The sequence below is a fragment of the Clostridium sp. TJA020 genome, assembly GCF_058310295.1.
The window spans coordinates 297,578-314,172 of record NZ_JBZEFC010000001.1; the positions used below are offsets into that span (position 1 = coordinate 297,578).

Annotated in this window: 15 protein-coding genes; 2 read left to right on the forward strand and 13 right to left on the reverse strand. The window is 26.5% G+C overall.

The genetic code is table 11. The features are described from left to right. Nucleotides 1-121: 121 nt before the first annotated feature. The 4 genes from AC4FQ1_RS01620 to AC4FQ1_RS01635 form a co-directional block, all read right to left on the reverse strand. Nucleotides 122-793 carry a manganese catalase family protein gene (locus AC4FQ1_RS01620; protein ID WP_209796520.1) on the reverse strand — a complete coding sequence of 224 codons (672 nt, stop codon included), beginning with the start codon at nucleotides 791-793 and terminating at the stop codon, nucleotides 122-124. A 76-nt stretch (nucleotides 794-869) separates the two neighbouring features. Beyond that, nucleotides 870-1,151 (reverse strand): spore coat protein, encoded by a 282-nt coding sequence (locus tag AC4FQ1_RS01625; RefSeq protein WP_491147011.1) that lies wholly within the window; start codon nucleotides 1,149-1,151, stop codon nucleotides 870-872. Nucleotides 1,152-1,153: 2 nt separating this feature from the next. Further along, the gene (locus tag AC4FQ1_RS01630) at nucleotides 1,154-1,369 is read right to left on the reverse strand and encodes a hypothetical protein (RefSeq protein ID WP_491147010.1); all 216 of its coding nucleotides are present in this window, start codon (nucleotides 1,367-1,369) and stop codon (nucleotides 1,154-1,156) included. A gap of 209 nt (nucleotides 1,370-1,578) precedes the next feature. Then, nucleotides 1,579-2,364, reverse strand: coding sequence for a PH domain-containing protein (locus tag AC4FQ1_RS01635; RefSeq protein WP_491168755.1), 786 nt, complete (start codon nucleotides 2,362-2,364; stop codon nucleotides 1,579-1,581). 303 nt (nucleotides 2,365-2,667) lie between these two features. On the opposite strand from AC4FQ1_RS01635, the gene AC4FQ1_RS01640 reads away from it, so the two are divergent. Continuing rightward, nucleotides 2,668-3,141 carry a CPBP family glutamic-type intramembrane protease gene (locus AC4FQ1_RS01640; RefSeq protein ID WP_491147008.1) on the forward strand — a complete coding sequence of 158 codons (474 nt, stop codon included), beginning with the start codon at nucleotides 2,668-2,670 and terminating at the stop codon, nucleotides 3,139-3,141. Between the two features lie 217 nt (nucleotides 3,142-3,358). Further along, the gene (locus tag AC4FQ1_RS01645) at nucleotides 3,359-4,714 is read left to right on the forward strand and encodes a putative bifunctional diguanylate cyclase/phosphodiesterase (RefSeq protein WP_491168756.1); all 1,356 of its coding nucleotides are present in this window, start codon (nucleotides 3,359-3,361) and stop codon (nucleotides 4,712-4,714) included. A gap of 72 nt (nucleotides 4,715-4,786) precedes the next feature. Here the strand turns inward: AC4FQ1_RS01645 and AC4FQ1_RS01650 are convergent, their stop codons facing one another. The 9 genes from AC4FQ1_RS01650 to AC4FQ1_RS01690 all read right to left on the reverse strand — a co-directional run bounded on the left by AC4FQ1_RS01650 (nucleotide 4,787) and on the right by AC4FQ1_RS01690 (nucleotide 16,564). After that, a complete protein-coding gene (locus AC4FQ1_RS01650; protein ID WP_491168757.1) occupies nucleotides 4,787-5,701 on the reverse strand; it encodes a GH25 family lysozyme in 915 nt (304 codons plus the stop codon). 130 nt (nucleotides 5,702-5,831) lie between these two features. Next, on the reverse strand, nucleotides 5,832-5,993 hold the full coding sequence (locus tag AC4FQ1_RS01655; RefSeq protein ID WP_491168758.1) for a glycine zipper domain-containing protein: 162 nt from the start codon (nucleotides 5,991-5,993) through the stop codon (nucleotides 5,832-5,834). A gap of 132 nt (nucleotides 5,994-6,125) precedes the next feature. After that, nucleotides 6,126-6,548, reverse strand: coding sequence for a hypothetical protein (locus tag AC4FQ1_RS01660; RefSeq protein WP_491168759.1), 423 nt, complete (start codon nucleotides 6,546-6,548; stop codon nucleotides 6,126-6,128). A gap of 48 nt (nucleotides 6,549-6,596) precedes the next feature. After that, complete coding sequence (locus AC4FQ1_RS01665) at nucleotides 6,597-7,007, reverse strand: phage holin family protein (RefSeq protein ID WP_491168760.1); 411 nt, start codon at nucleotides 7,005-7,007, stop codon at nucleotides 6,597-6,599. 47 nt (nucleotides 7,008-7,054) lie between these two features. Next, nucleotides 7,055-12,016 (reverse strand): hypothetical protein, encoded by a 4,962-nt coding sequence (locus AC4FQ1_RS01670; RefSeq protein WP_491168761.1) that lies wholly within the window; start codon nucleotides 12,014-12,016, stop codon nucleotides 7,055-7,057. Between the two features lie 36 nt (nucleotides 12,017-12,052). Continuing rightward, on the reverse strand, nucleotides 12,053-12,433 hold the full coding sequence (locus tag AC4FQ1_RS01675; protein ID WP_491146928.1) for a hypothetical protein: 381 nt from the start codon (nucleotides 12,431-12,433) through the stop codon (nucleotides 12,053-12,055). A 65-nt stretch (nucleotides 12,434-12,498) separates the two neighbouring features. Beyond that, complete coding sequence (locus AC4FQ1_RS01680; protein ID WP_491168762.1) at nucleotides 12,499-12,762, reverse strand: hypothetical protein; 264 nt, start codon at nucleotides 12,760-12,762, stop codon at nucleotides 12,499-12,501. A 16-nt stretch (nucleotides 12,763-12,778) separates the two neighbouring features. Continuing rightward, the gene (locus AC4FQ1_RS01685) at nucleotides 12,779-13,132 is read right to left on the reverse strand and encodes a DUF6711 family protein (protein ID WP_491147000.1); all 354 of its coding nucleotides are present in this window, start codon (nucleotides 13,130-13,132) and stop codon (nucleotides 12,779-12,781) included. 3 nt (nucleotides 13,133-13,135) lie between these two features. After that, the gene (locus AC4FQ1_RS01690) at nucleotides 13,136-16,564 is read right to left on the reverse strand and encodes a hypothetical protein (RefSeq protein WP_491168763.1); all 3,429 of its coding nucleotides are present in this window, start codon (nucleotides 16,562-16,564) and stop codon (nucleotides 13,136-13,138) included. Between the last annotated feature and the right edge of the window lie 31 nt (nucleotides 16,565-16,595).

Genomic DNA, 16,595 nt, shown 5'->3' on the forward strand with positions numbered 1-16,595 from the left:
TAGGAATAAAAACTCCTAGTCTTTTTTAATTGAATACTTTTAATATTTTATCCTTATATTCATTAAATGTATATTTTGCAGATAAATTTATTAAAAATACCACTTAATCTCACCATAAAAACTATCTTCTTGGATTATCAAAGGATGGTGGTGTAGGCTCTGGATGTTTATGTTCTGGTCCTGGTGTAGATAAATCAAAGTAAAGTTTTGAATCTTCTGTTACACCAAAATCTTTATTTGATCCTGTTTTTTGTACTTTATTTAATGCTTCCCTAAATAATGCATTATGAGCTTCTTCTCTATTAAGTAAAAAATCAATAGTTTCTTTAACATATTTATCATCAATCTGTCTATATAAATATTCATATACAACTTTTGCTCTTTGCTCAGATGCAATATTAGATAATAAATCAGCCACTAAATCACCTGTAACTGTAACATAATCAGCAGTCCATGGAGCTCCTGAAGAATTTATTAATACTGGAGATAATCCAGTAAGTACATGAGTTTCTATTTCTCCAACTTCAGTTTTATTATAATCTACTTCATGTCCGTTTAATAAATTAATTGTTTGAGCTACCATTTCCATATGACTTAATTCTTCTGCACCTATATCCAAAAATAAATCCTTTATCTCTGGATCTTTTATTCTAAAACTTTGAGATATGTATTGCATCGCTGCTTTTAGCTCACCATTCCCACCACCTAGTTGTTCTTGCATTAAAGCTGCATATTGTGGATTTGGTTTTTCAACTTTAACTTCATGTAATAATGCTTTATCATGTTTAAACAAAATAATTACCTCCTAAATTTAATAGATTGTATTATTATTATTTTTATTAAACAAGAAAAGTATTCTTTAATTTTTATTATTTTATTTTATTGTAAGTATCTAATAAATTTTCAACTAATGGTTTATTAGGATTTACCCATTCTTTACTTATATTTAATTCTGTTATAGCAGTATGTCCAGCCACCATTTGTCCTAACCCATTAGAATAAATAAGTCTTAATTCTGAATTACTACTTGTTAATGTAGCATTTAAATACATTTCAGCACCTTCTTTTGCAGCTGCTAGCATACCCATGGATATAATTTCATTACTCATTTCTGTTTTTCCTTGTATTAAGTTTGATATTAAATTTATCATGACTATTCCTCCATAGTTATTATTTCTTTATTTTCTTCAATAAAATTTTTAAGTGCTTTTATTCTTCCCTCAGCTGCAAGTACACTTGCCTCACCTTGTCTTTTTAAATCTTCATCTGTTATTAAGGCATTTATAGCTCTTTGTGCCATAACAGCATCATTCTCCATCTTTAAGATTCCTGTCAAAGATAGAATTTCTACTTCAGAAACTTTTTTCATATTAAAAATCCTCCACATAATAATATATTTTACAATCTTATATTATGTAATTCTTAGTATAAATAAACTATCAATTTACGTGAAAATTTTCAAAATTTATGAATTTTATTTTTATAAATATCTGATTCTTTTTCTATTACTACCGTAGATTCAAAATCTCATCTTTCATCAAGTGATTGCATACTCAATAAAGTTTTTTGTTTATTATTTTATAACTTCCATTTATGTCCACAATTTAAACATTTAACATACCCTTTTTTGCTAGTAAGACCTCCAAGAATAGCACCATCACTACCAAATAATATTTTCCCTGTTACAGCTCTTCCAACACTTAACTTTTTATTTTGATATGTTAATGATGTACTTTTACATTTAGGACAATAAGGTATATGATCTCTTTTTAATTGTTTTAATCTTTCTTTTTGATATTTCTTTTCTTCTTGTCTTTTAGATAGTTTGGGTTCTATTTTTATATCTATATTCTTTTTTAAAGTCACTTCTGGATTAGAATCCATTATCTTTTTAAATTCTTTTTGCTTTTCTGCTTGTAGTTCATTTTTTTTATTTATTCCATATTCTTTTTTTGAAATAAATTCTTTTTCAAGAGATTTTAAAAAAGTATTTAAGAATATATTACTTATATTTTCAATTAATATATTTTCACCATCTAATTCAATCTCTACTTTACTCATAATCATACCTTTTTTTACAATTACTTTATATAAATCATCTAGTAAAAATATTTTTTTATCTATTTGTTTATTTAATTTTTTTCTTATAAAAATCAATCTAAAATTTGTTACTGATATTATCCATCCTCTATTAAAAGAAAATCCAGATATAATTAAATTGCAAATTTCTTCCTCTTTTAAAATATTCCTTAATTCTTGTATCTCACATTTATCACTATCTATAGAATATTCTCCTAAATTACACTTATCTTTGCTCATTTGTTTTTCTTTTTGTTCTGCCATTTTATCAAGTAAAAATCCCATAAAAATCCTCCTTAGTTATTTATAAGGATATTTTAACATAAGGAATTATTTGATTTGTAAATAAACCTTTACTAGAATATGTATAAAATATGTTTTCATGGAAAGTATTATATATGTAAATAAAATCTCATTAATAATATTATTTATCATAACGCCACTTATCATTTATTAGAAAAGCAGTAAGATTAATTTCTTACTGCTTTTTCTAATTTAATCCATACAACTATTTTATTTTGTAAACAAAATATAAATGTAAATTTTTATAAGTTTATGTATAATTAGTTATATTAAGGGGGAACTAATTTGATTAAATTTATAAAACTTAAAGACAAAATAAATAATTTATCTGATTTTAAATTCATTTTATTATCAGTTATATTATGTATGCTATTACACTGTATATTTGCATTGTTCTATAGTGTATTAAATATTTCAGATTCATCTATTGGTGGACCAGTGATTGATTCAGTATATATGATTATTTCTGCTATATTAATAGGACCATTAATTGAAACAGGAATATTGATATTAATAGTAAAAGTGCTTAGAAAATTTATAAAGTATGATCTTTTAAATTGGGTGATTGTATCTTTAATATTTACTTTTCTTCATAACTATAGCATTTATTATATGATAGTGATACTTCCTGTATCATTTATTTTTAATTATGCTTATATATTTTATAAAAACAAGAAATTATCTATTTATTGGATTATGGCAATTATACATATATTATGTAATTCAATATCTATTTTAATTAATTATATTATTACATAAATAAAAATTTATAAAAATAAAGTGTATTATATTTATAATTTTCAAACTCATATACATTCTTATTAATTCTTTATTATTATAGACATCTTAATAGTATTACTTTATAATACTACTGATATTAAAAGGATATTTTGGATTTAAAACCAATATAATACACATTTTTTTTAGATTCTCTATATTATTTTTTTAATCCTACTTTTATAAGGAAGTGTTTTTATTGACTAAAGAAAATTTTGTAATAAACAATTTTAACGGAGAAATCCCTAGATGTATAAAAGAAAAAAAATCTATTGAAGATTTAATATATAGAGATTATCTTACTAATCTTTATAATAGACAAAGTCTTTTTAAACTTTATCACTTACTCAAAGGTGATATTAAAGCAAAAAATTTTACTGTTTTTATTGTAGATTTAGATGAATTAAAAGATATAAATAATTATTTTGGGCATGATATTGGAGATTTAGTTCTAAAGCTAGTTTCAAATGTATTAACTGATATATGTAAAAATACATATATAGCCAGAATTTATGGTGATGAATTTATAATTATCTATGAAAATATAAAAGATATAAAAATAATAAAATCCATTTCTAAAAAAATACTATCACATCTAAATAACATATCTATCGACAAAGTTAATCTTTATGGTATTTCAGCAAGTATTGGTATTGTAATAGGTGAAAATAATGAAAAGAACCTGCGTAAATTACTCATTAAAGGAAGCTTAGCATTATATAAAGCTAAAAATTTAGGAAAAAATACTAGTGTATTATTTACTCCTGACTTAGAAGAGGAAAAAAGAATAAATACAGAGATGGTTAACGATTTAATAAGTGATATAAAGACCAATAAAAATGTATGTTTACATTATCAGCCTGAATATACTTGTGATAAAAAGTTAGTAAGTTTTGAAGCTTTATTTAGATGGAGTAATAAAAAATATTCTAATATACCTATATATAAAGTAATAAATGTAGTTGAAAAAACTAAATTTTTTGATGAATTTAATAATTACGTAATAAAGGAATCTTTAAATTTTGCAAAGAAAATAAATAAAAATAGAAAAAATAAAATAATTGTATCTATAAATATTTCTGCCAAACAGTTAATGAAAGATACTTTTATAAATGAATTTTTAAATATGATTGAAAAATTTGATATACCTTATAATATTATTGGAATAGAACTTACCGAAACTGTTTTATTAAATAATTTAAATAAAACTATTGAGAAGCTTCAAAAGTTAAAGGATCTAGGTATACTTATATATATAGATGATTTTGGTACTGGATATTCATCCTTAAATTATCTTATAAGCCTTCCTTTATCTATGGTTAAAATTGATAAATATTTTATATGGCAAACAGATAAAGGGGAAAAATATATTGAAATATTAAAATCAATCATAAAAATATGTCATACATTAAATTTACCAATAGTAGCTGAAGGTGTTGAAACAACTATACAATTGAATTTATTAAAAAAATTAAATGTAGATTATATACAAGGTTATCTATTTTCTAAGCCCCTTCCTGAAAATGAAGCTTATAATCTTGTTGCAAAAAATTAATAGGTATTATTTTATAAATAAGTTTATATAAAATAAAAATAAAGGCAGGTTTTCTCCTGCCTAAATTAATTTCTATACACATTTACCATATCTTTTATTAGTGCTTAAAACTCTTACCGCCATATATCTTCTTTTGCCACTAGCACCTATCCAAGATATCCATCTATAACCTTCATTATCTACATAATAGTCATAATTTACACTTTCCCCTTTAGTATAAGAACCTACTGCTTTTGAATCTCTATAAGGTCTTTCTCTTATCATTAATTCATTAACTATAATTGTACAAGTTCCAGTTTGAGGTATTAATTTCAATGAAGGTTTAGAAGGTCTTGAAACTGGTTTGCTATTATCTAAATTATTTAATCCTGCTTCTTTTATTGCTTTAGCAAAACCTCTATACTCATAGTTCATATCTACGCTATTAGTTCCAATACCAGGTATAGAACCACTTTCAGAATACTGCCACATTTGACAACCATATTTTTTAGCTTGATTTTCTGTAGCTCCATACCATGCAAGCCATAAAGAATATCTCTCTAATTCACTTTGATAAAATTTATTATTTATAAAATCGGGATTAGCATAATTACCAGCCCAATATCCAGCACCTTCTATTTCACTGCAAAAAGCCTTTACCATATCAGTAGCAAGTCTTTTACTTATATTAATACCATTCTTTTCAGCATAATTAAATGTATCATATTCAATATCAGCGAAAACTGGATATTCAACTCTATATGGTTTTATAGCTTCTAATACATATTTAGCTTCTTGTTTTGCCATTTCAACTGTATAGGCATATGAGAACCAATAAACTCCAACTGGTATTCCTAATCTATTACATTCTTTTATATTCCTTACGAATTGTTTATCTATATTATTTCTTCCATATCCTACTCTTAATATAGCAAAATCAATATGATCTTTAACCTTTTCCCAGTCTATTCTTCCTTGGTGTTCTGATACATCTATTCCTTTTAACATTTTACATTACCTCACTTTTTTATAAATTTATATATATATATTAGGCTTTGTTTTAAACCAATGTTGATATTAGATAATTAAAAAGTGGATATGCAATGCATATCCACTTTTTTCATATTAATATTCAAATTCAATCTATTTTTTTCTTTTCATCATCTAAAACTATACCAATAGCAACACCTAAGCATAAACCTATTGGTATTTGATTAAATGCCACACCGATACCTAATCCTAACGCTATAAATATTGGTAAATAATAACTATTATCCTTTTTATCATTGTTTTCACTCATAAATTTCATCCCCCATAATTTACAACTATTATCTTATTATACATAATTTATAGATTATAATTCTAGTTATTATGTAATAATAAAATAGAATTTATATAAATATCGGTTGATATATTAAAAAAAGAACAAAGACTATTGTCCTTGTTCTTCCTTTGGTACATAGTTTGAAATAGCATTTAATTTGTTTTCCAGATCTAAATTTTTAGCTTTTAATTCTTCATTTTCAAATTGGAGTTTTCTTAGAATCTCCGAATTATCTAAAACTGATTGTTTACCTTGATTAATTTCTCCAGCTACTGCTTGTCTGAAATATTCAACATCTTCCTTAGATAACTCTTGATGTTCTTCTAAAAATCTTCTGTTAAATTCATCCGCTTTACTAGATAGTTTCTCTTTAACATTTTGTGTAATTCTAAACTGTTCATCTACAATTCCCCATATTTCTTTAGCTGTATCAATATACTTTTTATGATTTAATATTTCTTCTTCTATGCCTATTTTCTTTAACTTTGCTTCTACTAATTTTACTAAGATCTTAATAAGTTCTTTTATCATTTAAATTCCTTCTTTCTTTTTATTTATAAAAATAAAGCATAAATAAAATTATCTATGATCTTCTTTATCTTCTCTTAATTGTATTAATGCATTTTTAAGTTTTGTTGGAACTGGTGCTCCTAATTCTGATGCATTTTCTAATATACTTATCCCTTCATTTGCTATGTAAAAATAGCATACAAGACTTCTAAATACCCAATTTCCTGTATTTAAAAGTCTATCTAACATAACTGCTACAATAAGTATTGCAAATATAACTCCTTTTCTCGCTATACCTTTAAGACCTACTCGACTACTTAAATCTTTATTTACATAACCTTTTGTAACTCCCATTAAATAGTCAATAATCATAAATACAATTAAAACTATTAAAGGTGTATCCCATGCTCCAAATAGCCATGTAAATAAAGAACCTAAAATAACAATAATAACTTTAAGTTTTATTAAAATATCATCCATTCATTTTTCCTCACCTTCCTAATTTATAAAATAAAAAAAGACTAGAATTAACTAGCCTTTAATACTTCTAACCTATCTCTTTCATAACCTTTTTGTTTTGCTGTTATAGTCCAATCAAATAATGTATTTGGTGTTCCTCTAACTTTAAAATACTTATCTGTTTTTTCTACTACTCTTACATATGTTAACTTACCATTACTAGCAAATTCACCTATAGGAGTTACATCAATTTTATATTTACACCTTGTATTTACAGTTTGTAAAAACTTATTATCAAACCATATTATACAATCTCCATTAGAATCTGTTCTGCTTTGATCTATAAGCATATCTGTGAACCAACATTCTGTACTTTCTATTGCATTTAATTTTAAATCACCATACATGGTTTCAACTATTCTGTTTTTAGATCCCCTTACAGATAAACTTCCTTGGATTTTCATATTTACCCCAACTTTTGTACATATATCACTTGATCCAGCATCTACCCAAAAATATTTATCTTTATTTCCTCCATTACCACTTGAAAGAGCAAATCCTCCAGGGAAAAATTCAGCATAATAATAAACCTGATTCCATTTACCAAATCCAACCGAATCCGATCCTAATCTTGCTGTATATTTTCCTGTGTCCTTATCCATAATATATACTCCGTGTTTTGCTTCTATGCAGAAAATACCTTCCTTTGATTCGTAAATATCATTTATCTTAGAAGTTGAAAGATATAATAAAGAAGCATTTAAAGCTATATCTTCATTTATTTTTATAGGAACTTTATTACCTAGTATATTATTTTTATCAAAAGTCATAAAAGATGAATATTCATTGCCATTTTCATAAACTATATTAAATGTTGAGTTTACTTTATGCCCTATTGCTAAACCAGGCTTTCTAGCATCTCCATTAGTTCTAGTAGAAAATATTTCTCCTACATATTCTTTTCTTTCACTACCTTCCCAATCATAAAAGTTTATACTATTACCTTCTATTTCTATAGCTTTTAACCCTGTTTTACTAGCGAATGTTGTTAATCCATTTATCTTAATTTTTGAAGCATCTATTTTTATTTCTTCTGCACTTTGGTTTATAGCTGATATAATAGATCCTTTATCTGTCTTTTTAGCTACTTCATTTTTAATACCATCTAAACCTATATTTATACTAGCTAATTGACTTTGCATAGAACTTACTACACTTCCATCCGCTTTTGTATTTAACATGCTTTGTACAGAGCTTACTGTTGCATTTATATTATTTGTTTTTTGAATTAAATTACTTTCTACATTAGATATTTTAGTTGTTACTGTTGTTATATTATCTTTTATTTCTTGTTCTATATCTTCTGGAGCAGGTGTCCAATCACCATTTATAGTCCCTTTAACTAATTTTATATAAGGAATAAAAATAGATTGACCTTCTTTATTAATACAAAATCTAATTGAATTTTCGTTACCTTGTATTTTAGGTGTAAAAGTAATATTAAATGGAGTATATCCCCAACCATTTATAGTTATAATAGAATCAATTACACAATTTAAAGAATTATCATCAGCAATTTGAAATTCTACATTACCTTTGTTATTAGTCCATATTACACCTTTAATAGTATATTTTTCATTAACTTCAAATTTGAACTTTTTTGATTTTAAACTTGTATTAGTTAATATACACCATCCACTAGGAAAACTTATATTAGTTAAATTAGGGCCATGATATTCTCCATCTTTACCATTATCTAAAAATATATCTTTGCTAGTCGCTCCACCACCAACATTTTTTCCCCAATATTTTAGATCTTTACAGTAACCACTATTAAGAATTAAATTTCTTCCACCGAACTCAATACTATTAATACTTCTATCGATATCTGATTGACTTACTTTAGTTGATATTTGATTTTTAAGTATATTAATATTACTTTCTGCATTACTAACTCTTGTATTTACTGTTGTTATTTGTGCATTAGTATAAGTATTTGCACTATTTATAGCTTGATTCTTTGCATCATTTGCCTTGCTATCAGCATGAGCTATTGCTGTTGATTGAGCTATATTAGCTTTAGTAGTAGCAACCGAATCTGCATGAGAATTAGCACTTGAAATAGCATCATTTTTAGCTATGTTTATTTTATTACTTAAATCATTATTAGTTTTAGTTAAATTAGTTGTTATAGTTTGTGTTGTGCTATTTAAGCTATTAACACTAGCTTGTAGACTATCTTTAGTTTGAGTTAATTTAGTAGATACATCACTAATTTTATCTGTAACTACTTTGATATTATCTACGATAGTTTGATTAACCTCTAAAGGATTGCTAGTCCAAACATAAGATGAAGTAGCTCCTTCTACCATCTTTACAAATTCAATATATAAATCAAATTCATATCCTAAATTACTTGTAATAAATCTAAATTGTCTTTCATTTCCTTTTTTACTTGGAATAAATGTATATTTAAATATATTCCAATTTGTCGTTAATTCAAAATATGATCCACTAACAAAATTACTACTATCTCCATCTATTATTTGAAAATTAACTGCTTGATTTCTACTAGCTTTTAATTTACATACAACAGTATATTTTTTAGATGTATCTAATGGTATATTTCTTAAACTATCATTTGTTACATAACAACCCCAATTAGCATAATTGTTAAATTTAGCTACAAGATAATTATTTTGTACAAATAAATTTTCAGAACCATTTGTTATACTCCAATGTGAAATATCTTTAAAATTAGCACTATTAAACAACATATTTACATCATTGAATTTAATTTCTTGAACACTTTTATCTATATCACTTTGTCCTACCTTAGTTGATATCTGATTTTTAAGTATATTAATTTCACTTGTGGCTTTACTTAAATTACTATTTACAGTAGTAACTTGTGCATTAGTGTATGCTTTAGCATTATTTAAAGATTCATTAGCCTTATTTGTGGCAACAGAATCTGCATGAGAATTAGAACTATTAATAGCTTCTTGCTTCTTAGAATCTGAATAAGATTTAGCTGTACTCAAACTTGAATTTATTTTACTTACTAAATCATTATTTAAATTATTAATATTCTTATTTATAGTAGATGTAGATTGAGTAAATGTTTGATTATCTACTTTTAATTTAATAGCATTATCTAAAGCATTTATTGTAGCTTTTTGATTACTTAATTCTTTTCTATGTTCTGTGATAGTATTCTTTTGTGTAGATAGCTCTACATCTAAAGTTCTATCCCCTACAGTAACCTTAGTACCTTTAATAGTTTCAGTACCTTTATTATTAACTTCCCTAATAACAGAATTTATATCTAATTTATTTCCTGATATATTTGCATTATCAGCTACCTTATTATTATTTATAGCTCCATCTGTAATACCTGCATTATGAACTCCTTCACTATCAAGCATTATAGTTTTTCCATCTTTTGCTCTTATTAGTAATCCATAATCTGTTGTATTATCTTGTTTTCTATATTCTCCTAAAATAACTCTATTAACATTATTTCTATTTATAAGTATTTGATTTCCTACTATTTCTATAGTTCCATCTTCACTAACAATTTTATGTTTACTAGTAATTATATCTCCTGCTTCTAATTTATTTACACTTAAAGAACTTATTTGTGCTGATCCTATAGCACCTTCTGCTATTATTCCACTACCTGCTGTTATAGAATTAGTCTTAAAATTCTTTGCTGTAAGATTACCTGCAAGTTGATTTTCTACACTAAGTGTTTTACCTTCTAAAATCCCAACTCTTTCTACCGCTACATTAAGTTCATTTACATCTGCTTTTCCAATTAAAGCATGTTGTAATTTAGATTCTAAAGCGTTAAATTCTAATGTACTAATTTTATTAGATTGTAAATCTATAATTTTGGCATTTAGTACTTTTAAATCTTGTGCATACAGATTATTTATCCTAGCATCTATTACATCTAATGAATCTATATCAGCTTTTTTTATTAATGCCTTTTTGATAGATGCTTGCTCTATAGAATAGTTTTCCATAGTCTGTGTTATAGAACCTTTTATATCAAATCTATCAGAACTTTCTGTTTTACCACTTGCTTTTAATTCACTTTTAATTCCACCATTATAAGTAAATTTTTGTTCCATAATTAACGTATTATATACTTTTCCATTTATATCTACTATTTCAACTTTATCGCCAGCTTGAACTGAGGGATTTCCTTGCCAACTTAAAGTATAAGGTCTATAAGTAAAATCTTTAAACTTATTATAAAGATCATTAACAATTCCTTCTGTAATTACTGGATTATCAATTATTATTTCAGTATTAGAACCTTTACTAAAAGTCTTTTGTCCTTTTTTAGCTGTTATTTTTCCTATAATATAGTCTTTGTCATTTGTTTCAATCTTAAAGAATGTATCTGGTGTTATTCTTAAATCTGTATCTGTATAAGATAATATTTCTAATTCTCCAATTCTATTAAATCTAGCAAAACAACCGCAAAGAGTTGCTAAAATTCCTATTGCTTGTCTAAAACTATATCCTTTTATTTCATCTATAGAATAATTAGGTAAAATAGAATTACAAGTTATATTAGATTTTATACAAATTTCTTTTAATATCTGATTGATATTACAAGGATATTTTAAGTCAGAAAAATAAGCTCTTTCTAACTTAATCATATTATCCATACATTCTAATTTAACTTTTTTATCTTTTATTGTTACATTATCAACAGTAAAAACACCTAATGGAATATATTCTATTTCATCATCAAGTTTTAAACCTACATACGGTTTAATAGTTGCTTCTTTAAAAATCACACTAGTATCAACATTAATTAAATTTATTTCAAATGTATTAGAAACAACAGAACCTAGTGAAAAATTATCTCCAGGATTAACACTTTCATCTAGGCTCATATCTATAATTACATCATCATTATATTCTTTATCTCTTATTACAACTTTACTTACAAAACTTCTTCCTCCAAGCTTATTTATTTCTTTTTTATATTTTTCTGATACTTTAAACAAATATTAACCTCCTTTCTTTTAAGATTAATGAATTAATTATTCTTCTATCATAAAATCTATACACATCATCTCACTTGCTGTCATATCATAACCATTTAACATATCAATACTAAAAGTATGTACATCAATTTCAACAATAATTTCTTGTAAATCTTGTATATCCTTATTCCATTGTTCTAATTTATTTGGATCTATAGCATAGTTGCCATCTTCTACTTTAAGATTTCCATCTTCATCTTTTAAACAGCATTCTTCTAATATTTTTTGTCTTTCTTTATTGTAGTGCTTTAATTCACTTTCTATTTTTCCAATATTTTTGCCTATTGCATAACTAACCTTAACTGGTAACTTTCTATTGCTTATTTCTCCTAACATACCCACTTTTTCTATTATTTCTTTATTTGTTAATTTTGCCATCTTTAAATCCTTCTTTCTTAAATTTATTCAATATAAAAAGAGCCTACATAATGTAAGCTCTTAAATTAAAATACAAAACAATTTAATCCCTTAGCTACTTCTGTAGCTTTTGTTCTAAACTTTTGTACTTCTGCTGCAACTAAAGTAGAATTAGATTTAAATAAATCCATGTTAATTACATAGGTTTGTATATTAGCCACGTCATTCTCTTTTAAGGAGCAATTCATATTCATGACTTGCTGTTTCATTCCGTCTTTCTCCACTTCAACTACTCCATTAAGATTTGTAGTTTCTGTTATTGTACTTGTTACTTTTATTTCATTTTCCATTTTAAAATCCTTCTTTCTATTTCTCTATTAAATTAAAAGATAGACCTAACCACATATTGCTTTTAAAATCAAAAGCTGGTGCAGATCTATCTCCTGTATAAAATGTTTTTGTTATTTGTCCTTCCTTTGGATCTGGATAAGAAACTTCAAAATATACTCCACTTACTGAATTTAATATTTTCTTTATTTCATTGCCTGTTAATGGACCCCATTCTATTTCTAATTTTCTAGTAACCCTTATTCTATCTCTAAGCATTACACCCTTAGCATTTCTATTTGTATTTTCGCCATCCAAATCCATTATATTTACTTTAAAACTTTTAGGAGCAACAACTGTTACCCCATTAATTGTTAAATTTATTGTTGCCACCTCCTAAATAAGTAATAATTGCTTTCCATAAATTCTATTTAATTTATTTATAGTTTTTATAGCAATTCTACCAAATTCTATATCATCAATCTTTAATACTATATCTCCAGTGTCTCTATCGGCGTTTCCACTATCTTTATACTCATTATCATTTTTACTTTCTTTTATGGCTTCAATTATTGCTTCTTTTAATTTATCTAAATAATTAGAATCATTAATATTTTTATTATCTGTATTAGAATTTTGTCCAAGCATTGTTAAATCTGGTTGCTGTAATAAACTACTAGATGCTAATAACCTATTGTTTATTCTTTCTGTAAGTTTATTAGCTAGTAAATCTAATCCTTGTGTATTATTTTCTAAAGGTACTACAGCTTCTGTTCCTGCTTCACCAACTACTGCTTGTGTAGGTTTATCAACTATACCGCCTTTGGCTAAGTAAGGCATTTTAGGAATATTAACACCAAAATGTTGTCCTCCTACAACTGGTACCCAACTAGGTGCTGTAAAGCTAATAGTATTTAATCCATCTATAGCCATATTTATAAGTCCAATTACAGCGTTAAGTGGAGCTTTTGCAATTCCAGATAAACATTGAAATACTCCCCTAAATATTTCTTTAACCCCATTCCAAGCTCTACGCCAATTTCCAGTAAATACTCCTGCTATAAAATCAATGATTCCACTAAATATTCTTTTTACGCCTCCAAAAATATTACTTACATTTCTTGAAAATGCATTAAGTAAATTTCCTAAAACACCAAAACTTTTAGTCCAATCTCTTTGGAATACTCCTTGTAACCATACTTTAAATGCATAAAATATTTGTTTTATTTGAGACCAAACTACTTTTGCTTTTGCTTTAATAACATCCCAGTTTTTATATAATGCTACACCTATGGCTATTATTCCACCTATTGCTACAACTGCTATTCCTATTGGACTTGTTAAAAAAGCTATTGCAGCACCTAAAGCAGTAGTAACAGTTGTTGCTATTACACAAACTGCATTCCAAGCTACTGTCGCTGCTGTCATTATTCCTTGTGCTGTTGCATCTGCTATTTTCAAACCAGTATTTATCGTAAATTGTCCTGCTTGTTTTATTAATTCTAATGTTCCCTTTCCTAATGAAACAATAAAATCTTTAGCATACATTAAAGTTAACTTCATTGTTTCAATTCTATCTGCTATTTTAGTTAAAGTGCATGCTTTTAATGCTCTGCCTATGTTACCTAAAACACCTATTACACCACCAGCTTGTTGAATAAATGACATTAATTTAGCCACTTTCCAAGCTGCAAAAAAATAAGTTACTGTTACAATCATTGTATCTAATACAGGTTTACCACTTCCTAATAACCAACCTATTAAATTACTGAATGCATCTAAAACAGTTCCTACTTTATCTGCAACTTTAGCTATAACTGGAGCTATACTATCATCAAACCATATAACAAAAGGAGCAACAAACTCAGTATAAATATATCCTGCTAACTCAAATATTTTATCTCCTAATCTTATAAGTCCTTTAAATAAATGACTACCTCCATTATCCCAAACATATAATAAATTCTTTGTAGTATTTTTAAGTACTCCAGATATTGAATCCATTATTTTCATAAAGGTTTTTGCAACTCCGGGTCCCACTTCACCCCATACTTCCCTAAATGAATCTCCAATATGTTTTATAAGAGTTAATACATTTATAAATGCGTCTGCTAAAGATTGAACTATAGCTGTTCCTATTCCTCCATCATTCCAAGCATTAGCAAAAGTAACTCCTATATCTCCAATAATATTAAATATATTTTGTAAAATCTGTAGAATAACAACAAGTATTGCTTCACCAGTTCCATTAGTCCATACTTCTAAGAAACTATGCCCTATAGATTTTATTAACTCCCAAATTCCGTGTAATGCATATTTAATACTTGCAATAGTTGCAACACCTTCTCTTGCCCATGCATTTTTAAATGGTTGAAATACCTTTGATATAATATTTTTTAACTTTTCTACCATTGAATTTATTTTTTGCATTGCAGCACTTGTAGGACTTAAATCTATATTAGGTGCAACCATTGGTATTGGGTCAACTCCACCTCCACCAGATTTAGGTGTTTTTGGAGCTTTTTCTTTTGGATCTTTAGGTAAACTTAATTTATTTATTTCATCAAACCCCGCTAAAGCACCCTTTATTTTTTTGGCTGTCTTTGCTGTATTATCTCCTATCCCTTTTACTGCTCTGCCAGTTTTCTTACCTTGCTTCTCCATATTTTTCATTGCTGCTATTGAAGCATTCATATGTTTAGCAGCTCCAAAACTAGCTTGATATGTTTTACCGAATATAGCACTTATAAATGCTGCTATATATGCAGTTACAGTCGCTAACGCACTCATTAAAGCATTAAGTGCTGGTAGAACCGCTTGATAAATTGGCATAAAAGCAACCATTAAATTAGTTCTTACCTGAGCTAAACTATTAGCAAATTGTGCATTTGTCATTAAAGCACTACCTATATAGCTTCCAACCGCTGAAATACCTTTCATAATAATAGGAAATACTATTCCCCATCTAAACATACTATCTATAAACATACCTGTTGCACTTCTTGCTCCATTGATATTTTCTCTATAACTTCTGGATGAATTATTTGCGTTTCTTAAATTTCTTGAAGCATTGTTTGCAACATTTGCTGTTCTTTTTATACTTTCGTTAGCTTGATTCACTCCATTACTAGAACTTTTAGCAGCACTACTTAACCTTTGAAATTGTGCATCTAAGTCAGCAAGTTTAAATCCTGCTTTATCACTTTGTCCTATTAATTTATTTATAGTAGCTTCTGTCTTTAATATTTGTTCTTGAATCTTATTTTTTCTAGCTTGATTAAAAGTAGAATTATAAGTTTGTCTTAGACCTGCTAACTTTTCTTGTTGCTGTTCTATCTTTCTATTAGTTATGTCTAAGCTGTTAGATAAATTATCTATCTGTGCTTTAATACTTTCTAAATTAACTGCATTAGTCTTTGGTGGTCCTCTTGAACTAACTGTCTTTGCAGTAGTTTGACTAGGCATTGAAATATTCTTTGCAGGTTCAAAGTTTAAAGGAATATTTATTTTTTTAGCTTTTGCCATAATACTTTTTATACAATCTAAAGCTCTTTCCTTTATTTCCTCAATAGTCTTTAATATACTTTGTTTACTTTTTTCAAGATTAGAATTTATTGTTTCATTTATACTGTTAAAAGCTCTATTTAAAGAATCTGAAATTCCATTAGTTAATGAGCTAAAATCAAATTTACTTGTAATACCTTCTAATGATTTACTTATTTTGTTTCCTATATTGGAAGCCATCTGCTCTATTTGTTTTTCTATATCACCATCTTGTATCTCTAAATCAAGACCAATTTTACCTACACTATCATTATCTGCCACTAACTTCACCTACCTTTCTCATAAAATAAAA